Here is a 20,442-nt window from a genome sequence, read left to right as displayed (position 1 = left end):
TACAACATCATGAGCACAGCCAATACCGCTGACAGCATCACCCTTGCCGAGCACGATCGAACCCACAGCACCGTTACCTGGCGCCTGATGCCATTGCTGTTGATCTGTTACCTGTTCGCCCATCTGGACCGGATCAACATCGGCTTCGCCAAGATGCAGATGAGTACCGACCTGCACTTCAGCGACACCGTCTACGGCTTCGGAGCCGGACTGTTCTTCATTGCCTACGCGCTGTTCGGGGTACCGAGCAACATGGCCCTTGACCGGGTCGGACCACGGCGTTGGATCGCCAGCCTGATGGTGGTCTGGGGCGTACTTTCTGCCAGCATGTTGTGGGTCGAAAGCTCCAGCGGTTTCTATGTCCTGCGCTTTCTGCTGGGCGTAGCCGAAGCCGGCTTCTTTCCCGGGATCCTGGTGTTCCTCAATCGCTGGTACCCGGCCCGGCGCCGGGCTCAAGTCACCGCGCTGTTTGCCATTGCCGTGCCGATGGCCGGAGTCATCGGCGGACCGCTGTCCGGGGCGATTCTGGAAAACCTCCATGACTTCGGTGGACTGCGCGGCTGGCAGTGGATGTTCCTGATCGAAGGAGCGCCGGTGGTCTTGCTGGGCCTGGTGGTGCTCAAGTGTTTGCCGGATAACTTCGAAGTCGTGAAGTGGCTGAACCCGGCGCAGAAACAGCAACTGCGCGCGCAACTGAGCAGCGAAGAACAGCGTAAATCCATCACCTCCTTCGGTGGGATTGTGCGCGACCCGCAGGTCTGGCTGCTGGTGGCGATCTATTTTGCGGTGATGCTGGCGGTCAACACCCTGGCCTTCTGGATGCCAACACTGATCCACGGCGCGGGAATTGGCAGCGATGGCAAGGTAGGCCTGCTCAGTGCAGTGCCCTATCTGGCCGGTTGTTTCTTCATGATCGGCTGCGGACGCTCGTCGGACCGTAACCGCGAACGCCGCTGGCACCTGTGTGTGCCGCTACTGATGGCCGCCGCCGGTATCGCAGTGGCGGGCCTGGCGCCGGGCAACCCGCTGTTGGTGATGGGCGGCTTGACCGTCGCAGGCATGGGTGCCAGCGCCGCGTTGCCGATGTTCTGGCAACTGCCTCCGGCCTTTCTCTCCAACTGCACACAAGCCGCCGGCATTGCCCTGATCAGCTCGTTCGGCAGCATCGCCTCGTTCCTCGCGCCTTACCTGATCGGCTGGATGCGCGACACCACTCAGAGCGCCAGCCTGGCCCTGTATGTCCTGGCGCTGTTAATCGCTCTCGGCGGCTTCCTGGTGCTGCGCACCAATGCGGCCATCGTCAATCCACAATAAGAGATCTTCGTCATGCTCGATCAACAGCAAATCCTTCACGCCGCCGCACAACTGGATCGGGCTGAACGCTCCAGGGAGCAGGTCCGGCAATTTTCCCTCGATCACCCGGCTATCACCATCGAAGACGCGTATGCCATCCAGCGCGCCTGGGTCGCCCAGAAAATCAAGGACGGGCGCAAACTGGTCGGGCACAAGATCGGTCTGACCTCGCGGGCCATGCAAGTGTCCTCGAACATCACCGAGCCGGACTTTGGTGCCTTGCTCGATGACATGTTCTTCGACGAGGGCACGGACATTCCGTTCGAGCGCTTCATCGTGCCGCGGGTGGAAGTGGAGCTGGCGTTCATCCTTGGCAAGCCGCTCAAAGGTCCGAACTGCACGATCTTCGACGTGCTCGACGCCACTGAATGGGTGATCCCGGCGCTGGAAATCATCGATGCGCGAATTCAGCAAATCGACCCGCAGACCAAGGCGACACGCAAGGTGTTCGACACCATTTCCGACAACGCCGCCAACGCTGGCGTGGTCATGGGCGGTCGTGCCGTGCGGCCGACCGAGATCGACCTGCGCAAGGTGCCTGCGGTGCTCTACCGCAACGGCGTGATCGAGGAGTCCGGGGTGTCGGCCGCCGTGCTCAATCATCCGGCCAAAGGCGTGGCCTGGCTGGCGAACAAACTGGCCGCCTACGACGTCACCCTGGAAGCGGGCCAAATCATTCTCGGCGGCTCCTTCACCCGCCCGGTGGCGGCCAACCCCGGTGATACCTTCCATGTCGATTACGACATGCTGGGTTCCATCTCCTGCCGCTTTGTTTGATCCCTGGAGGACTGTTCCATGGACATGCCCATCAACCGTTTCAAACAACGCCTCAAAAGCGGCGAAGCTCAGATAGGCCTCTGGCTCGGTCTGGCCGACGCCTACTGTGCCGAGCTGGCAGCCAATGCCGGTTTCGATTGGCTGCTGATCGACGGCGAACATGCACCCAATGATCTTCGCGGGTTGCTCGGCCAGCTTCAGGCAGTGGCGCCCTACCCCAGTCATCCGGTGATACGCCCGGTGATCGGCGATATCGCGCTGATCAAGCAGGTGTTGGATATCGGCGCCCAGACCCTGCTGGTGCCGATGGTTGAAAGTGCCGAACAGGCACGGGAACTGGTGCGTGCGATTCACTATCCGCCCCAGGGCATACGCGGTGTCGGCAGTGCGCTGGCCCGTGCGTCACGCTGGAACAGCATTCCCGGTTACCTCGACAAAGCGGATGAACAAATGTGCCTGCTGGTACAGATCGAGAACCGCGAAGGCCTGGTCAACCTGGATGCCATTGCGGCGGTCGAGGGCGTGGACGGGGTGTTTATCGGCCCGGCGGATTTGAGCGCGTCCATGGGCCATCGCGGCAATCCGGGGCATCCCGAGGTGCAGGCGGCCATCGAGGACGCCATCGTGCGGATTCAGAAGGCCGGCAAGGCCGCAGGCATTCTCAGCGCCGACGAGACACTCGCCCGGCGCTATATCGAGTTGGGCGCGGCATTCGTTGCCGTGGGTGTCGACACCACCGTGCTGATGCGTGGCCTGCAAACCCTCGCCGGCAAATTCAAAGATGCTCCGGTGCCCACCAGCTCCGGCGGCGTGTACTGATTTTTCGAGAAGCCCGATGAAACTTAACGATTTGAAACTGCTGCGCGAGCAGGCTTACATCAATGGCCAATGGGTCGACGCCGATGACGGTTCACGCTTCGCGGTGACCAACCCGGCGGATGGCGAAGTCATCGCCCAAATCAGCTCCCTCGGCCAAGCCGAAACCGCCCGCGCCATCGCCGCGGCCCAGGCTGCCCTGCCCGCCTGGCGCGGCAAAACCGCCAAGGATCGCAGCAAGGTATTGCGCACATGGTTCGAGCTGATCATGGCCCATCAGGAAGATTTGGCTCGCCTGCTCAGTTGGGAACAAGGCAAACCGCTGGCCGAGAGTCGTGGCGAAATTGCCTATGGCGCGAGCTTTATCGAGTGGTTCGCCGAAGAGGCCAAGCGGGTCTACGGCGATGTGATTCCTCATGACAAGCAAGGTCGGCGGCTGGTGGTGATCAAACAAGCCATCGGGGTGGTGGCGGCCATCACACCGTGGAATTTTCCCAATGCAATGATCACCCGCAAGGTCGGTCCGGCGTTGGCCGCCGGTTGCACCGTGGTGCTTAAACCGGCTTCAGAAACCCCATTGTCGGCTTTGGCCCTGGCTGAACTCGGCGAACGCGCCGGCATTCCGGCGGGCGTGCTGAACGTCGTCACCGGCACCCGCTCTCGAGAAATCGGTGCGGAGCTGACGGGTAACCCGGCAGTGCAAAAACTCTCGTTCACCGGCTCCACCGGCATCGGCAAATTGCTGATGGCCCAGTGTGCGCAAACCATCAAGAAAGTCAGCCTGGAACTGGGCGGTAACGCGCCCTTTATCATCTTCGAAGACGCCGACCTGGATGCCGCCGTGGAAGGTGCGATCGGCTCGAAATTCCGCAACAGCGGCCAGACCTGTGTCTGTACCAACCGCTTGCTGGTACAAAACAGTGTCTATGACGAGTTCGCCCGCCGCCTGGTGCTGGCGGTCAACACCCTCAAGGTCGCCCGGGCCGAAACCGAAGGCGCGCAACAAGGGCCGCTGATCAACGCCAAGGCGGTGGCCAAGGTCGAGGAACACATCAACGACGCACTGGCCCAGGGCGCGACGCTGCTGGCCGGCGGCAAACCCCACGCACTGGGTGGCAACTTCTTCGAGCCCACGGTCCTCGGCGACGTCACCCCGGCCATGCTGGTGGCCCGGGATGAGACCTTCGGCCCGCTGGCACCGCTGTTCCGTTTCGACACCGAAGCCGAGGCAATCGCCATGGCCAACGATACCGAGTTCGGTCTGGCGTCCTATGTCTACACCCGCGACCTGGGCCGGGCTTGGCGCGTCAGCGAGGCGCTGGAGTACGGCATGGTCGGAGTCAACGAAGGACTGATCTCCACCGAAGTGGCGCCGTTCGGCGGGATAAAGCAGTCAGGGTTGGGCCGCGAAGGTTCCAAGTATGGGATCGATGATTACATCGAGCAGAAGTACATGTGCCTGAGTATCAAATAATCTCTGTACAACGCGTCATTCGATTTCGCGAGCAAGCTCGCTCGCGAAATCGCTCCGATATTGTCAGCGCTTGATGGTCTTCAACTCGTTGAGCAGCCCGAGCAACGTCTGCAACTTCTCCTCTCCCAACTGTGCCTGCAACCGTTGGTAGTTCTCTTCCATGCACTGGCTCATGGACTCAAAGCACGCCTCGCCCTTTTCGGCCAGGGTCACCAGCACCCGTCGCTGGTCCTGCTCGGCCTTGCGCCGATGGACCATGCCGGCCGCCTCCATGCGCACCAGCACACCGGTCATGCTCGGTTTGAGGATGCACGCCAGTTCCGCCAGCCGGTAGATTTCCAGCTCGCCGTGCTGACTGAGAATGCGGATAACCCGCCACTGTTGTTCAGTCAACCCGTGCTGGTTGAGCGAGGGACGAAAAAAACTCATGGCTGCTTCACGTGCTTGCAGCAGGGTCAAGGTCAGGGATTGCCGGGGTTTGAGCATCGGAGTCAGGATCACGGTTGATTTAGTTAATAATTTAACGAAACTCTATCATCCTGTCCCCCCGAACGCGCCATAACTTCTTATCGCAAAGGCCTTCTGGCGCGCTGAATCAAAAATCCCGGCATAGAGAATCAAGACATCCACCGAGCCAAGGCTCTTAATAGGAGTCATCCGGTACAGAGCTAATCAAAGGCCCTGCGTTGAGTTTTTCTTCACTTTTTCAGGCTGCGCCATGATCAATATCGAAACGCCCACCTATTACACGGCCACCAAAAAATACAATCTCAGCTTCCCGACCCTGGAACAGGATGTGGAAGCCGACGTTGTGGTCATTGGCGGTGGTTTCTCCGGCATCAATACCGCGCTTGAGCTCGCCGAAAAAGGCATCACCAACATCGTTGTGCTGGAGGCGCGTTACCTGGGTTTCGGTGGCACCGGGCGCAATGGAGGGCAGATCATGGCCGGCATCGGTCACGACCTGGAGAAGATCAAGAAGGACGTGGGTGAGGACGGTCTGCGCCAGGTCTTCGAGATCAGCGACCTGGGCGCGGACATCATCAAGGACCGCATCGCCAAGTACAACATTGATGCCGACTTCTGCCACGGCTACGGCTACATGGGCTTCAACGCTCGCCAGGAAAAGACCCTGCGCGCCTGGGAAAAAGACTTCAAATCGATCAACAGCAAACACGAGATTCGCTTTCTCGGTGGTTCGGACGTCAAGCAAATCATCGGCTCCGATGCCTACAGCAGCGCATTGCTGCACATGGGCGGCGGTCACGTCCATTCGTTGAACCTGCTACTCGGTGAAGCCAAGGCACTGGTTGGGCACGGCGTGCGGATTTTCGAGAACAGTCCAGCGCTGGAAGTCAGCTATGGCGAGCGCATCACCGTGCGCACCGGCCGTGGTTCGGTCAAGGCCAGCAAGCTTCTGTGGGCCTGCGACAGTTTCCTCAACAAGCTGGAACCTGAGCTGCACCGCTCGACCATAAACACTTACGCTTTCCAGATGATGACCGAGCCACTGTCGGACGAGTTGATCAACCGCATCAGCCCGATTCGCGGCGCCTACAGCGACATTCGTCCGGTGATCGACTACTACCGCGTCACCAACGAAAACCGTCTGTTGTTCGGTGCGGCCACACCGCTGGTCGAGCACATTCCCCTGGACCTGAAAGCCTGGAACCGCAACCTGATGCTGAAGATTTTCCCGTACCTCAAGGACGTGAAAATCGATCTGGCCTGGGGCGGTCCGATGGCCTGCAGCCCGAATCTGTTCCCGCAGATCGGCACCCTGCCCGGTCGCAGCAACGCCTTCTTCGTTCAGGGCTATTCGGGCTTCGGCGTCACCCCCAGCCACATCATCTGCAAGGTGCTGGCCGAAGGCATGAGTGAAGGCTCGGCGCGCTATGACCTGGTCAGCTCGATCCACCGCCCTACCATCCTTGGCAAAGATGCGTTTCGCCCACTGTTGCTGACCGCCGGCAAGTCCTGGCACCAGCTGTCAGGTTATTGGAACGGGCGTCGGTAACTGCCAAGGCGCTCTTCCCTTTTCTGTTTTTTTACTCATCAGGAGCAACTGCCATGACCCTTACCACCCTCAAGAAAGACATCCAGCTGTCCGAACTGGACGCCTGGGGCTCCGTTGCCGACCTCGGCTCGGAAATCCTCGAAGGCGAAGTCAAAGCCTTCGGCAAAATGACTTTCGGCGCACCGACCGACCCGGTCAGCAGTGCCTATTTCGGCACCACCCAGGGCAAGTTCCGCATGGTCTATCCGTTCGCCGAACAAGCTACGGTGGTTACCGGCGAAGTGGTCCTGACCAACGAATCCACCGGCCAGAGTGCTCGCTACAAGGCCGGCGACAGCTGGTTCGTGACCAAAGGCACTCCCGTGCTGTGGGAAGTGGTCAGCGAAAGCTTCGTCAAACACTACTTCGCTGTCGCTTGACCGATTCGGGTTGCCGGCGAACAGCCGGTAGCCCCTTGGCGAGGTACCGAACATGAATGCCCTCCCCACCCAGGAAATCGCCGGCCATTGCCTGCAAGCTTTCACTCAACTCGTACCTGCCAGTCAGGCGGCGTTCTACTGTGTCGACCGGCAACTGCAAGCCCGTGACTTCCGGCTGCATTGCATGAGCGATGAGATGCATCGCGACTATCTGGACAACTACCGTCGGTTCGACCCTTTGCAACCGCGAAATTGCCTGTCCAGCGGGCGAGCCGTGGTGCCTCTGGGTTTTGCCATGGCCCGACAGCCGACACGGGACAGTCGGCGCTATCGGGACTTTCTGCAGCGCTATGGCATTGTCGATGTGGTGGAAATCCTCGCCCATCGCGCCGGCCAGCCTCAGGCCGCGATCTCGATGTTACGCACCGCCGAACAAGGCGCCTTCACCACCGACCAACTGGCCCAGCTCAATGCCTTGCAGTCCCTGCTGCAACTCGCCGTCGCGAACATACAGCCCTGCGAAGATCCGCTGACCGGCCTGACGCCCAAGGAGCGGCAGATCGCGTTGTTACTGCGCCAGGGCGCCAGCAACAAGCAACTGGCCCTGGAACTGAAAGTCGGTCTGCCGACCATCAAGACCCACCTGATCAACCTGTTTCGCAAGACCGGCGTCAGCAGCCGCACCGAGCTGGTCGGAACCCTGTTTCTCCAGCTCTGATTTTTTAGCCCGGCTCAACCATCCGGTTGATAGGCGAGCTTGTATGCGAACCGCATGCTCCAGATTGTTATTTCACTCAACTGGAGCATTGCAATGACAACATCATCCGACTGGATCACCGTTGGCGCCCTGGCCGACGGCTTCGCCCCTGAAGCCTTCATCCTGCCGAACCTGGCCGACCTGAACGGCAAGGCCTTCACGCTGAACTTCGCCAATGGCTGGCAGATCGAACATCGTTTCGACACCGAAGCCCTATCCTGGACCGCTGCCGATGGGCACTCCACGGGCACTGCAAACTATCGAGCCACCTCAGTGCGTCCAGGTCTGTACCTGGTGGACTTCATCAAGCACGAAGGTGGTCAAGCCTGGTCGATCAGCCTGGTGCTCGACACCGTTAGCGCTGCATTCACCGCCGTGATCGGCCGCATGCCGACCCAGGATCAAACCCGTGAAGGCCTCTACAGCCGTGCGCTGGCGGGCAAGCACCTGACCTCGGTCGAAGTCGAGTTTTTGCATGGCAGCCTTGATCGTCCGTGGCAGGAAGGCCAATGCCCTCACGCACCGACCAGCGAACTGAGCGGCCTGCGCAACCTGTATCGCTACAGCCCAAGTGAAGTCTACGAACACATCTACCTCAACGATCAGTTCTATTCCTGGCAGTGCCTCAAGGGCGTCGAGCAAGGCCTGTGCGACACCGACCGCTGCCACTACTACAAGATCGCCGATCAGCTGTACCTGTTCGTCTGGCGCGAGAAGATCATCCCGACCCTCGGCCTGGTGCTGATCGACCTGCAACAGCACCGCAGCGACGGCAAGATCTTCGGTTATGCCGGGTCGTCCTTCGATGAACTGTCAAACTTTCCGATCAGCTCTTACTGCCAGGTTCTCAACCGGACGGAGTATCCCAATGCCTGAGCCACGTACCGTTGCAATCACCGGTGCCGGGACGGGTATCGGTGCTGCCTGTGCCCGGCTGTACGCAGCCGAAGGCGCCAATCTGGTGTTGATCGGCCGCCGCCGCGAGCCCCTGGAGCAAATTGCCCGGGAAACCGGCGGGCTGGTTTTGGTCGGCGATGCCGCCTGCCCGGACACCTGGGAAGGATTCGTGGCGCAGATTCGTCAGCGCCACGGGCGCCTTGATGTACTGCTGGCCTGTGCCGGCGGCCTTGGCCTGGGCAGCGCCACCGACACTAGCCCGCAGACCTGGGAAGCAGCGTTGCGCAGCAACCTGGACAGCGCCTTCTACAGTGCCCGGGCCTGCCTGCCTCTGCTGCTGGAAAGTACCGGCAACATCGTGCTGATCGGGTCCATTGCCTCACTGGCGGCGGGCCCCGAAGTCTGCGGCTACACAACGGCCAAGCACGCGCTGCTCGGCCTCAACCGCTCGCTGGCCAGGGATTACGGCCCGCGCGGTGTACGAGTGAACGCCGTCTGCCCGGGCTGGGTGCGCACGCCCATGGCCGATCAGGAGATGCAGCCGCTGATGGACTTTTATGACGAAACGCTGCAGCAAGCCTATGACCGGGTCTGCGCCGACGTGCCGTTGCGACGACCGGCCAGCGCCGAGGAAATTGCCAGGGTTTGCCGCTTCCTGGCCTCTAGCGAGGCGTCGATTATCACGGGCGCAACCGTGGTGGCCGACGGCGGCTCGAGCATCGTCGATGTGCCGACCCTGGCCTACACCCACATGGAGCCGTCTCATGCCTGATGACCTGGATTTCAGCGGTAAAACCGTACTGGTGACCGGCGGCGCCCAAGGCATTGGCCGGGCGATCGTCGAAGCCTTCGCCTGGCGCGGTGCGCGAGTGGTAATCGCCGACCTGCAACTGTCACAGGCTCAGGCACTGGCCAGCGAATTGTCCGGGCAGACGTGTCAGGTCGAAGTTGTGGGCGTCGATCTGGCCGATGCCACGGCAGTGTTCGACATGGTCCGGGCACTGGAGCAACGCTGGAGTCGGCTCGATATTCTGGTGCACAACGCCGGGTATTTTCCGCTGACACCGTTTGCCGACATCACGCCATCCATTCTCGAGCGCACCCTGGCGGTCAATCTCTCGGCATTGTTCTGGCTGACCCAGGCGGCCTTGCCGATGTTTCACCGTCAGGGCGGTGGTTGTGTGCTGGTCACTTCGTCAGTTACCGGCCCAAAAGTGGCTTATCCGGGGCTGAGCCATTACGCGGCATCAAAAGCCGGGGTCAACGGTTTCATCCGCAACGCGGCACTGGAACTGGCCGGACACAACGTGCGGGTCAATGGCGTCGAGCCGGGCATGATCGCGACGCCAGCCATGGGCAATCTGGGGGACGACCAACTGAACGAAAATATCGCCAGTCGAGTGCCCCTGGGACGGCTTGGCAAGGCGGCAGATATTGCCGGAGCCATGCTGTTTCTAGCATCGGATCTGGCAACTTACATCACCGGACAGACGCTGGTGGTCGATGGTGGCTCGACCTTGCCAGAGGTTTGATATAGCGTTTTTTCATGCTGGAAGGGGGCTTTGAAAAGCCCCCTTTTTTATCCAGAGAGTCAAGCCGCCCCCACCGCCTGTTGCAAATGACTGGAACGAAAATCCTTGGGTGACAACTCGAACTGCTTCTTGAACGAGCGGCTGAAATGCGCCGAGTCGGTGAAGCCCCACTTGTAAGCGATGGAGGTGATCGATTCGCTACGCAAGAACGGATTGGTCAGGTCATCGGCACTGCGCTTGAGCCGCGCCCGTTGAATGTAGCGGCAGACGCTATCGTCCTGCTCTTCAAATAACCGATACAAGTGCCGCACTGAAATGTTCAATCGATTGGCCAGCCCGACGGGACTCAAGCCCGGCTGGGTCAGGGACTCGTCGATGACTTTCTGCACATAACTGCGCAGGTTGTTGCCCTGCAACGAAGTAACGTCATCCCCCGACACCTGATCCTGATCGAATGCCGAACCCAGCAACGATACAAAAGCCGATTGCAACGCCTCACCCTCACCGACTGCGCCCTCGCCCACCCACGCGTCCTTGCACAGCTGATCCACCAGCACATGCAGCATCCGCCCACAGGCCTTGCTCGAGGAAATCTTGCCGAACGTCCGGGACTGGCTGCCAAGCTGTTTGCACACTTCGTTGCGGGACAAGGAGACCGAGACATGCTCGATCAGCCCGAATGGGCTGATTTCAATGGAACCTGCCGAGTCCATCAGCAGCAGGTCCCCGGGAGCCAACTGGATGCTCTGTCCGTACTGGGTGATCTGGCAGTAACCGCTGCGCTGGCTGACCAGGAAACAATCCTGTTCGTTGTCGTGATCGGCGTTGGGCTTGTCGCGCTTGATAAGCCCTGCGTTGGTACGCAAGTTCGCCAAGGACAGACCGCCCCGGGAACACTCGGAAACCTCACCAATGAACAGCGAACGGTTGTAGGCCAATTCTGTGTCGAAATGACCACAGGCTGCTCGCAGATCCCGGGTCCAGGTTTCCAACCCGTCTTGCACAGACTGATGGATGCTCATGGGGCTCTCCACAATGGCTTTTTGTTTTTGTTGCGCAATAGTTAACATGTTATCTATATGCGCGCAACAAGTACGTGTCTGCCAAAGTGAGTAGCACTAATGATGCCAAAATCGCGAATCAGAACGTGCGCAACAGGCGCTGCAATCCAGTCAACGTGTCAAGCAGCCAAGTACGTTGATCACGGCTCAAAGCGATGTAGCGACGAAAGGCCGGCATCCGGTTGACCACCTCGCTGCCACCCATATGCTCCAGCCGTACGCACCACTGATGCCCTTGCAGATCGATGCGCAAGCGTTTGAAGTCCAACGGCATCAAGGCCTGGTGCAGCGCACTGTCCTCCTGCAACCTGGCCTGCAACCTGGCTAATAGCGCGGCGTCTCCAGCACGCTGCCGACAGCGGATCCCGGTCCGTCGAACAGCCCCGCTATGGTGCAGTTCGAAGCTCGCCGCGCCCTCAGTCGAGGCAGGCACCCGGATCACGAACTCGGTCATGACCAGGTGCATCAACAGCTGCGACTCGGTGCGCTCGACGATCTCCAATTGCAGGCTGCCATCGTCCAGCGAAGCCCGGGCCGCTGTCGGCTCTGTCTGCTCGAAACTGGCCAGACCGAGGTTGCGCCGCAGGTGCTCGAGCGTCACCCCAGGTCGATAACCGGCTGGGGCGCGTCTGGCGCTGAACAGCTCAGACAGTTTTTGCAGCATGGTCGATATACCCGTTGTCAGGGTGCCCCGGTTCATTGGAGAACTCCTTGGCCAGCACTTCTTCCACCGAAGCAGGCTTGAATGGATTGACCTTCTGCACGACTAACGTCCAGAACAGCGCGTACACCGCGGTGCCACCAAGCATCACCGCGAACGGGACATAGATATCCGCGGGGTTCATGCCGGGCGGCGTGATAAACCACATGCCCAGCAGGATGCCGACGCTGGAAAGGATCTGTGGCAACGGGAAGAAGGGCGAGCGATAGGCCCGTGGCAGATCGGGACGACGGATGCGCAGCATTACCACCGACAGCGTCACCAGCAGATAGGCAAAACTCCAGGCACAAACGGCGGCCAACACCAGATGCATGATGTTGTCAGTGTTACCGCCCAGATACAGCGCATGCAGGCAAGGAATCAGCATCGCCACCAGAATGCACAGCAGCGGCGTCTTGAAGCGTGGGTGCAAGTAGGTGAAGACCTTGGGCAACGCGCCGTCGACTGCCATGCCGTAAAGAATCCTCGGCACACCCGCCATCAGCGTATTGATGGTCGCCGCCCCGGCAAACAGAAAGCCGATCCCCAGCCACATCGGACCGATATTGCCCATCACCTGCTCGGCGAACTTTGGAATGGCCATCGGTGTATCGAGCAGATGCACGCCACCGGCGGCATCAAGCAACACGTTCTCCACTTGACGCTTCATTGCCGCGCCATAGATGAACATGCACGACGCAACGCTCAACAACCCCAGAATCATCGCCTTGGGCATGACCTTGGCCGATTGGCGCAAGTCCGGCGCCAGAGGGGTGACGAACTCACAACCGACGAACATGAACATGGCCATGCCCACCAGCGACAGGATGGTGATCAGGTCAGTACCCACAAGGGATACACCGAACCAGCCATCCAGTTGCACCGCTGGCGCCGCGATCAACCCCATCACGCCAAACACCATCAACGTGGTCCACATGCCGAAGGTCAGAATGATCTCTGCCCTGCCGAAGGCGCTGACGCCGAAGGCATTGAGAATCCCGAACACCACGACGAACCCAACCCCAAGCAACCAGGAACCACCGGCAGATTCTGCCAAGGTATTGAGGTGCTCGAAGTTCACCAGGGCCATGACCCCGGAAAGAATGGTCTCGGCAGTGCCTGCGAACACATGCACGATCAGGTAGGCCGACAACGTGCCAGTGATAGCAAAGAAGCGGCCCATGCCGCAATTGATGTAGTCGTAGACCGAACCGGTAGTCGGCAGGATCGATGCCGCTTCAGCGAAGGTGGTCGCCTGGGCCAACATCATCACCACGGCAATCAGCATGGCCACCGCGAAGGCGCTGCCGCCGATGCCAAAGCCCATGGTCGCGGTGAGAATCACCGGGCTGGCCATGATCAGACCAATGGTACTGGCGAGCGCAGTGGGAAAACCGACCGTGCCCCGGTTCAAATGCTCGGTGAGTCTGTCATTGATCGACATAGTGCAGATCCTCAAAAACGGATTTTTATCGTGGATGTAACGAGCCGTTCAAGGAGCTGGCGACAAAGCCCTCCCCAGCCAGTCCCTGAGCGAAACGGCGCCGTGTGCAGAGTGACTGTGCTCCTCTGCCACCCAGATCGTCTTGCCCATGTCTGCCGCCGGTCTTGTTGCTCCCTGCCATGCTTCACCGCGTGGCTGACAGGATCAAATGCCTGGCACGCAGGTGAAAGACTTCCCCCACCTCCAGTCGCCCTAATGCGCACTCGACCTATCGAACTGTCCAACAAAAGCTGGGGAAAACAACAATGGAGCAAACACTGAAAGTACGAGCGCTGCCCAAGGCCGTTGGTCTGGGGATCGCGCTCTTGATCGCCGACTCGTCGGCCCAGGCGTACGAGCTGTATGCCGATAACGACACCAAGGTCACGGGCAACTTCCTCGCGGTCTATGGGATGTTCAACAGTCGCAAGAACTATGACGGCACCACAGGCGGGTCTAGCTGGCGCGAAGGATTTATCAAGTATGGCTTGAGTGTCGAGCAAACGCTCGGCGGCCTGGGCAGCGCCTACGGCACGGCCAATCTGGTCAGTTCCGGCACCTGGGGCGATGGCGATGCCGCGGGCATCACCGACGGTACCGAACGAACCACAAAGTTTGATGAAGCCTTCGCCGGCTGGCGTTCCGGCGACCTGTTCCCGGTACTTGGCAAGGATGGCGTGGATGTGTCGTTTGGGCGCCAGGTCATTACTCTCGGTGACGGTTTCATCATCAACGACGACGGCCTGAACCTGGGTAAAGGTGTGGCGGATGGTGAGTTCAACCGAGGTGGTGCCTATTATCTCGCGGCGCGCCACGCATTCGACGAAACGGCCGTCCTGCGCCTGGGCGGCAAGGAAGGCGTGCACGGCAGCCTGATGTGGATCAAGTCGGACAACCGCGCCCAGGCCAAGACCGAGATGGCCGCCAGCACCCTGGAATACACCGCCGCGCCAGGTACCCTCGGGCTGACGTATATTCACGGCATTGACGTCGATGATCGTTATGCCAGCGACTTCCAGAAGCAACGTGAAGGCATGAACATCTATAGCCTGCGGGGCGCTGGCAATGCCGGAATAGAGAACGCTCACTTTTCCTTCGAATATGCCTGGCAGGACAAGGACGCCGGCCCGGAAAAAGCCTGGTACACCGAAGCCGGCTACACCTTTGCCGACCTGCCATGGTCGCCGGACCTGACGTACCGTTACAGCCGCTATTCCAAAGATTGGGATTCGATGTTCAACGGTGTCAACCGTGGCTACGGCACCTGGTTCCAGGGCGAAGTGGCCGGTAATTATTCGGGCCCGTTCAACAGCAACACCGCGATCCAGCATGTGGCGCTCAAAGTCAAACCACTGGAGCCAGTGACCGTTGGCGTGCTGTTTTTCGACTACAAGACCCTGCACAAGAACAATGCGCTGGACCTCGATGGTCGTGAACTGGACCTGTATGCCGAATGGGCGGTGAACGAGCACCTGATCGTCACCCCGTTGGTGGGCCTGTATAAGCCGGAAAAGGATGAAAGCAACGGCGGTAATCAGGTTGGTGGCAACGGCACCAATGTCTACAGCCAACTGACCGTGGCCGTGCCTTTCTAATCCATGTCAGGAGCTGCCTGGCGCAGCTCCTGACGCGGTTTACTGTTTGTGCTGATGCAACATCGTCTGAATCTGATGAGTCGCCTGGCGGGTATTTTCCGCCAGTTTGCGCACTTCATCGGCCACCACTGAAAACCCGCGCCCGACCTCCCCCGCCCTGGCCGCTTCGATGGCGGCGTTCAAGGCCAGCAAGTTGGTCTGGTCGGCGATGCCTTTAATGACTCCTACCACCGTCGCGATCTGGCCGTAGGTCGCCTGATTCTGCTCGAGCATTCGTTGATGGGTGGCCTCGGCTGAACGCTCATCGCTAATGTCGCGCACCGCGCCGATCACTCGGGTCAAGCGGCCCTGCTCGTCACGGGCTGCGCGACCACGCTCGCGACACCAGATGTAACCTCGGGTCTTGTGGCGCATCCGGTATTCAAAGACGTATTCACCACTGCCGTGGGTTGCGAGGATTTCCCGATCGAAGATCGCCATGATCTTCGGCAGATCGTCAGCATGGGTGATGTTGACTTGAGCATCCCAACCGTCGGGCAGCTCGTGCGGGGCATACCCCATGAGGAGGCGGAACTGACTGGAAAACCGCATGCAACTGGCTGGATCCTGGACATCACCGTTGACCACGGTGATGTCCCAGCAACCCTCGGTCAGCGTCGACTGCAACAGCTCCCAGATCTGCTCCTCCTGCCGGTGCTGGTGGGACAACTGCACGTGCAGGCTTAACTCGGCCTCCAGCGCCTGCTCGCGGAGCCGGGTCTGTTCCAGCTGTTGGCGAAGCGTTTCAAGCGCCTGCTCGCTGCGCTCCAATTGGCAGGCCTGGCCCTTGGACAGCTCCTCGGCGACCCGCAGACGTTGCACGATTTGGTTTTTTTCTTGTGTAAACCGTTCCAGTTGCAAGGCCTCGGTGAGCGCCTGCTGCTGTTTATGTTTCTTGAAGAACATCAGCCTGTCCTTTGTTCATCGAGTCGAGACACTGGATCTGATAGCAAACGGGAGATGATTGCTTGTACGTGGCTGCTGAGGCGTTTGCTCCTGTCTGCCACACACAAAAGGCCTTCCTGTAGCAGCCATCGTGCATCTGTAGGATAGCGATACTCTCTCAACCCGCCGATACTCGTCCTCAGGCCCTGCCCACGTCCAAACGACGTTTCGGTCCTTAATGACTTCGTGACGAAAACAATAAAAATGTCGCACAGAGGTACATACGAATGAGCCGTCATGATCATGGTCACGCCAGCCTCCTGGAGGCGTTCAGTGCAATGACACTGGAGCTTCAGCGCCTGGCACAGGACAAAGACATCGAGCATTTCCACCACGCCGCGCTGGGCTGCATCAACCAGTTGTTACCCTTCGACAGTGCCTGGTGGGGGCGTGCGGCGCTGATTGAAGGGTTGCCTGAAGAACATAACTCCTATCTCTACAAATTGCCCCGCAGCTACCTGTCGGACTGGCAATCGATTCGCCATATCGACGTGACCGTCGGCAGGGTCCACGACATCCCCGGGCAAGCGGTCATCGTCGACATGCGCGACCCTTCCAACGGTTCCGGACTCAACTGGCTCGGCGAATCCTATGGTATTGGCGAATTGCTGTGCATTGTGTACGTCGACCCACAAACCCACCTCAGCGATCACCTCACGGTGTATCGCGCTCCCGAAGCACCGCGCTTTTCCGATCAGGATTGTCGGTTGCTGAACAACCTCATGCTTCATCTGGTTGCTGCGGTATCGGCCAACCAGATCCGCACCCTTGTGGCCATGCGCGAAACCCTCACCCGCCCGCGCAATCTGGCGCTCGCCGTATGCGACCAGCGCGGCACACTGCACTGCGCGGAACGTGGTTTCGTCGACTTGCTGCTGACCGAGTGGACGGACTGGACCGGCCCTTGCCTGCCGGTGGCAATGGACGCTAATGGGTATGAAGGCAAGTATCTGCAGATCGAGGCCTCGACGGTCGGTGATCTGTTCTTGCTGGCAGCCCGCAGCCGCACTGTGCTGATGCAATTGAGTCCACGAGAAAACGATGTGGCTCAAGGCTTCGGCGAAGGCAAGACCTACAAGGAAGTCGCCCGCGATCTGGGCATGTCACCCAATACCGTGCGCCACCACATCCGCGCCATCTACAGCAAACTCGGGGTCAAGGACAAAGCCCGAATTGCCCATCTGCTGCACGCCCCGCCTGACTGATCTACCCCGCTGACTCGCGCTGACTTTTTAGCTGCCTTTTTGACAGCCACGGGACACTTTTGCCCTTTTTTCCCTATGCCACGTAGGGGCGATCCGTTCGCCGCACAACAACTCAAAGAAGAGACGCAATGCCCATGACCAGTACCTTCACCCGCAACACTGCACTGGCTCTTATCAGTGGTCTGTCGAGCCTGCATGCTGGCGCCGCCGACCTCAACGCCCGGGATTTTTTCGGCGCCCCTTCGGGCACCACCCTGGGCGTGCTGTATTTGCCGGCAAGCCGCGCCAATGATTTCCACGGCCCCGCCGACAGCACGGGCAAGGCCGACCTTAAGGTCAACGCCGTGGCTTATCGCCAGGTCTTTTTCACCGACATCTGCGGCACCCTCTGCACCCCACAATTCATCGTGCCCTTCGCCGACATCAGCGCCCACCTGCCAGGTGCCAGTCAGCACACCGGAGAAAGCGGTTTCGGTGACCCTCAGGTCGGCGGCACCCTGTTCTTCATCAACGACCCCACCTCGCGCACCTACAGCGGGTTGCTGACCCTGATTACCCTGCCGGTGGGCGAGTACCACAGCACAAATCCCGATGTGTCACCCGGTGCCAATCGCTGGGGGGCAACCTTCGTTTACAACTACACCCAGGGCATCGGTGAAAAATGGGTGCTGGAAGCCAACCTCGAAGCCCAGCTCTATGGCAAGAACGACGACTACTTCAGCAATGACCTCAAACAGGACCCTCTGTATCGCTTGCAAGCTTTTGCCTCTTATGACTTCACGTCGAGCACCTATGGCGCGTTGCGACTGATCCACGCCGATGGCGGCGAGTTGCGGATCAATGAACAACGCATCGATGACACCCACAAGCGCTACACCCAGGTGGGTTTCGAAGTCGGTCACTGGCTCGATAAACAGAATCAGTTGATGTTCAGCCTCTCGCAGAACGTCGCCACCGACAACGGCTATCACGGTACCGACGCATTGCTGCGTCTGGTCCATGTGTTCTGAATTCATTCATCGGAGCTTGAACATGAACACCCAGACCAAACCGCTGACCAATCACCGCTCGCTCGCATCATCCCAACTGGCATTGCTGGCAGCCATTGTGTTGTTCGCCGCCATCACCCCGACCATCCTCATGACCGCACCGGCTGTGGCGGCGCAACTGGCAACTCAATGGCAGCTGAGCCCGTCACAGATAGGCAATCTGTTCTCCACCGAACTCGGTGCCATGAGCCTGGCCACCCTGCCCGCTCTCTGGTGGCTCAAACGTATCGACTGGCGCCGCGCCGCATTGCTGGCCGGGATACTGTTCATTGCAGCCAACCTGCTCTCGATGCTTGCCCACGATTATTCGCTACTCCTGGCATTGCGCTTTTGCAGCGCCCTGGCCGGCGGTTCACTGATGATCATCTGTCTGTCCAGTGCCGCCTCGACGTCCAACCCCGATCGCGTCTATGGCTTATGGGTGATGGGGCAACTGGTGGTCGGGGCGATTGGCTTGAGCATCCTGCCACGCCTGTTTGAACACTACGGGCTGTCAGCCTGCTACTTGATCCTTGCAGGGCTGATGACGGTCTTTTTGCCAATGGCCCGTTACTTTCCCCAAGGCAGCCCGCCGACTGAGAAAACCGCCGAGCGAGTAGCCCTCGCCTCGAAGTGGAAGGCGGCACTGGGCATTCTTGCCATCCTGAGTTTTTACATCAGCCTGAGCGGCGTCTGGACCTTTATCGGTTCCATCAGCACCCACGCCGGCCTCTCTGCCGAGTCCAGCGGCGAGATTCTTGCCGTTGCTACGGTGACAGGCATTGTCGGTGCGGGTTGTGCCTCGCTGATCGGCAATCGTCTGCCACGCCTGCTGTTGTTGCTGCTGGGTTACGGGCTGATGGCAGGCTCGGTGCTGCTGTTGCTGGGCCAACCTGAAATGCTGCGCTTTGCTTTGGCTGCGCTGCTTTTCAAGTTCACCTGGACCTTCATTCTGCCGTTGATTCTGGCCTGCCTGGCCGACCTCGACCGTTCCGGAAAACTGATGAATGCCTCCAACCTTGTGATCGGTGGTGGCCTCGCCATCGGCCCGACAGTGGCTGGCCGGCTGATCGAAGCCAGCGGCGGTTTCCAATCGCTGCTTATCGGAGCGGCCTGCATCACTTTGCTGTCCCTGGTGTTGATTCTGAGCTGCCGCCCTAGCGCGTGAGTGGTCCTTTTACCCTAAAGAAAATGGAAAGAACGATGAGCCGAAAAAGTGCGTTTTTCTTCGACGAACTCAGCCTCTGGCACAGCGCCGGACTGCACGCCTTGACCTTGCCGGTGGGAGGTTGGGTGCAACCGCCTGCCGCTGCCGGCCACGCCGAATCGCCGGAAACCAAGCGCCGTCTGAAGAGCCTGCTGGACGTTTCCGGCCTGACCCGACACTTACAGGTACGAAGCGCCAATGCGGCAGCGGATGAGGATCTGCTACGGGTTCATACGCCTGACTACCTGCAACGCTTCAAGGCCATGAGTGATGCCGGCGGCGGCGAATTGGGGCCGAACGCTCCCATTGGGCCCGGCAGTTATGAAATAGCCAGGCTGTCCGCCGGACTGGCCATGGCAGCGGTCGATGCCGTACTGTCCGGCGAGGTCGACAATGCCTACTCTCTGTCACGCCCACCGGGTCACCACTGCCTGGCCGACAGCGCCATGGGTTTCTGCTTCCTGGCCAATATCGCCATCGCCATTGAAGCCGCAAAAGCACACCGTGGCCTGGGCAAAGTCGCGGTGATCGACTGGGATGTGCACCACGGCAACGGTACTCAATCAATCTTTGAGGAACGCGGTGATGTGCTGACCATTTCGCTGCATCAAGACAGCTGTTTCCCCGCCGGTTACAGCGGTGAAGCCGATCGCGGCCGCGGCGCGGGATTGGGAGCGAATATCAATATTCCGTTGCCCCCAGGCTGCGGTCATGAGGCTTATCTCTATGCGATGGAGCGTATCGTGATTCCGGCGCTGGAGCGCTTCGAGCCCGAGTTGATCATCGTTGCCTGCGGTTACGACGCCAACGCCGTCGATCCCCTCGCCCGGATGCTGTTACACAGCGACTCGTACCGGCAGATGACTCGCTGCGTGCGCGAAGCCGCCGAACGGTTGTGTCAAGGCCGTCTCGTTCTGGTGCATGAAGGCGGGTACTCCGAAGCGTATGTGCCGTTTTGCGGGTTAGCGACCATTGAGGAATTGGCTGGCATCAGGACTGAAGTCACCGACCCCATGTTGGAGTTTGTGCAGCTGCAGCAACCGAAGGAAGCGTTTGCGGCATTTCAACGGCACTTGATCGATGAGTTGGCCGTAGCACGCTGAGCCTTGGCGCTGACAATGTTGCAGCGCAGTTCAA

General features: G+C 59.8%; 20 protein-coding genes. 15 read left to right on the top strand and 5 right to left on the bottom strand.

Going from position 1 to position 20,442, the window contains the following annotated elements; genetic code table 11:
* Window positions 1-9 precede the first annotated feature (9 nt).
* The 4 genes from AC07VO_RS26265 to AC07VO_RS26250 are packed head-to-tail and all read left to right on the top strand — an operon-like array spanning window position 10 to window position 4,420.
* A complete protein-coding gene (locus tag AC07VO_RS26265; protein WP_018927919.1) occupies window positions 10-1,314 on the top strand; it encodes an MFS transporter in 1,305 nt (434 codons plus the stop codon).
* Between the two features lie 12 nt (window positions 1,315-1,326).
* Window positions 1,327-2,130 carry a 2-oxo-hept-4-ene-1,7-dioate hydratase gene (gene hpaH / locus AC07VO_RS26260; RefSeq protein ID WP_018927918.1) on the top strand — a complete coding sequence of 268 codons (804 nt, stop codon included), beginning with the start codon at window positions 1,327-1,329 and terminating at the stop codon, window positions 2,128-2,130.
* An 18-nt stretch (window positions 2,131-2,148) separates the two neighbouring features.
* Window positions 2,149-2,949 (top strand): 4-hydroxy-2-oxoheptanedioate aldolase, encoded by an 801-nt coding sequence (hpaI, locus tag AC07VO_RS26255; protein WP_018927917.1) that lies wholly within the window; start codon window positions 2,149-2,151, stop codon window positions 2,947-2,949.
* Between the two features lie 16 nt (window positions 2,950-2,965).
* Window positions 2,966-4,420 (top strand): NAD-dependent succinate-semialdehyde dehydrogenase, encoded by a 1,455-nt coding sequence (locus tag AC07VO_RS26250; protein WP_086945687.1) that lies wholly within the window; start codon window positions 2,966-2,968, stop codon window positions 4,418-4,420.
* 63 nt (window positions 4,421-4,483) lie between these two features.
* Here the strand turns inward: AC07VO_RS26250 and hpaR are convergent, their stop codons facing one another.
* On the bottom strand, window positions 4,484-4,906 hold the full coding sequence (hpaR, locus tag AC07VO_RS26245; protein ID WP_064621252.1) for a homoprotocatechuate degradation operon regulator HpaR: 423 nt from the start codon (window positions 4,904-4,906) through the stop codon (window positions 4,484-4,486).
* A gap of 232 nt (window positions 4,907-5,138) precedes the next feature.
* Between hpaR and AC07VO_RS26240 the strand changes: the two genes are divergently transcribed.
* From AC07VO_RS26240 to AC07VO_RS26215, 6 genes are all read left to right on the top strand, one after another.
* Complete coding sequence (locus tag AC07VO_RS26240; RefSeq protein WP_018927914.1) at window positions 5,139-6,437, top strand: NAD(P)/FAD-dependent oxidoreductase; 1,299 nt, start codon at window positions 5,139-5,141, stop codon at window positions 6,435-6,437.
* Window positions 6,438-6,490: 53 nt separating this feature from the next.
* Window positions 6,491-6,856, top strand: coding sequence for a cupin domain-containing protein (locus tag AC07VO_RS26235; protein ID WP_018927913.1), 366 nt, complete (start codon window positions 6,491-6,493; stop codon window positions 6,854-6,856).
* Window positions 6,857-6,908: 52 nt separating this feature from the next.
* On the top strand, window positions 6,909-7,574 hold the full coding sequence (locus AC07VO_RS26230) for a helix-turn-helix transcriptional regulator (protein WP_018927912.1): 666 nt from the start codon (window positions 6,909-6,911) through the stop codon (window positions 7,572-7,574).
* 93 nt (window positions 7,575-7,667) lie between these two features.
* Entirely contained in the window at window positions 7,668-8,489 is an 822-nt protein-coding gene (locus tag AC07VO_RS26225; RefSeq protein ID WP_192351265.1) for a molybdenum cofactor biosynthesis F family protein, read from the top strand.
* A complete protein-coding gene (locus tag AC07VO_RS26220; RefSeq protein WP_192351264.1) occupies window positions 8,482-9,282 on the top strand; it encodes an SDR family NAD(P)-dependent oxidoreductase in 801 nt (266 codons plus the stop codon). The genes AC07VO_RS26225 and AC07VO_RS26220 overlap by 8 nt, the downstream gene beginning before the upstream one ends.
* Window positions 9,275-10,042: an SDR family oxidoreductase gene (locus AC07VO_RS26215; RefSeq protein ID WP_192351262.1), complete on the top strand. Its 768-nt coding sequence runs from the start codon at window positions 9,275-9,277 to the stop codon at window positions 10,040-10,042. Before AC07VO_RS26220 ends, AC07VO_RS26215 begins: the two co-directional genes overlap by 8 nt.
* A gap of 59 nt (window positions 10,043-10,101) precedes the next feature.
* Here the strand turns inward: AC07VO_RS26215 and feaR are convergent, their stop codons facing one another.
* From feaR to AC07VO_RS26200, 3 genes are all read right to left on the bottom strand, one after another.
* Entirely contained in the window at window positions 10,102-11,064 is a 963-nt protein-coding gene (gene feaR / locus AC07VO_RS26210; protein WP_018927908.1) for a transcriptional regulator FeaR, read from the bottom strand.
* Window positions 11,065-11,182: 118 nt separating this feature from the next.
* The gene (locus tag AC07VO_RS26205; RefSeq protein ID WP_028940818.1) at window positions 11,183-11,767 is read right to left on the bottom strand and encodes a DUF3156 family protein; all 585 of its coding nucleotides are present in this window, start codon (window positions 11,765-11,767) and stop codon (window positions 11,183-11,185) included.
* A complete protein-coding gene (locus AC07VO_RS26200; protein WP_192351260.1) occupies window positions 11,748-13,247 on the bottom strand; it encodes an APC family permease in 1,500 nt (499 codons plus the stop codon). The genes AC07VO_RS26205 and AC07VO_RS26200 overlap by 20 nt, the downstream gene beginning before the upstream one ends.
* 305 nt (window positions 13,248-13,552) lie before the next feature.
* On the opposite strand from AC07VO_RS26200, the gene AC07VO_RS26195 reads away from it, so the two are divergent.
* A complete protein-coding gene (locus AC07VO_RS26195) occupies window positions 13,553-14,881 on the top strand; it encodes an alginate export family protein (RefSeq protein WP_192351258.1) in 1,329 nt (442 codons plus the stop codon).
* A gap of 39 nt (window positions 14,882-14,920) precedes the next feature.
* On the opposite strand, the gene AC07VO_RS26190 is transcribed toward AC07VO_RS26195, so the two are convergent.
* Window positions 14,921-15,826, bottom strand: a complete 906-nt coding sequence (locus AC07VO_RS26190) for a methyl-accepting chemotaxis protein (protein ID WP_018927904.1) — start codon at window positions 15,824-15,826, stop codon at window positions 14,921-14,923.
* A 266-nt stretch (window positions 15,827-16,092) separates the two neighbouring features.
* Between AC07VO_RS26190 and AC07VO_RS26185 the strand changes: the two genes are divergently transcribed.
* The 4 genes from AC07VO_RS26185 to AC07VO_RS26170 all read left to right on the top strand — a co-directional run bounded on the left by AC07VO_RS26185 (window position 16,093) and on the right by AC07VO_RS26170 (window position 20,408).
* Complete coding sequence (locus tag AC07VO_RS26185; protein ID WP_018927903.1) at window positions 16,093-17,070, top strand: helix-turn-helix transcriptional regulator; 978 nt, start codon at window positions 16,093-16,095, stop codon at window positions 17,068-17,070.
* A 128-nt stretch (window positions 17,071-17,198) separates the two neighbouring features.
* Window positions 17,199-18,080 (top strand): transporter, encoded by an 882-nt coding sequence (locus AC07VO_RS26180; RefSeq protein ID WP_018927902.1) that lies wholly within the window; start codon window positions 17,199-17,201, stop codon window positions 18,078-18,080.
* A 22-nt stretch (window positions 18,081-18,102) separates the two neighbouring features.
* Window positions 18,103-19,266, top strand: a complete 1,164-nt coding sequence (locus AC07VO_RS26175) for an MFS transporter (RefSeq protein WP_096480355.1) — start codon at window positions 18,103-18,105, stop codon at window positions 19,264-19,266.
* A gap of 35 nt (window positions 19,267-19,301) precedes the next feature.
* Window positions 19,302-20,408, top strand: coding sequence for a class II histone deacetylase (locus tag AC07VO_RS26170; protein ID WP_018927900.1), 1,107 nt, complete (start codon window positions 19,302-19,304; stop codon window positions 20,406-20,408).
* Window positions 20,409-20,442: the final 34 nt, after the last annotated feature.

The sequence above is a fragment of the Pseudomonas sp. GW821-FHT03E01 genome (assembly GCF_059420765.1).
The sequence above is the reverse complement of the archived record's forward strand: the minus strand, read 5'-3'. Positions and strand labels throughout refer to the sequence as shown.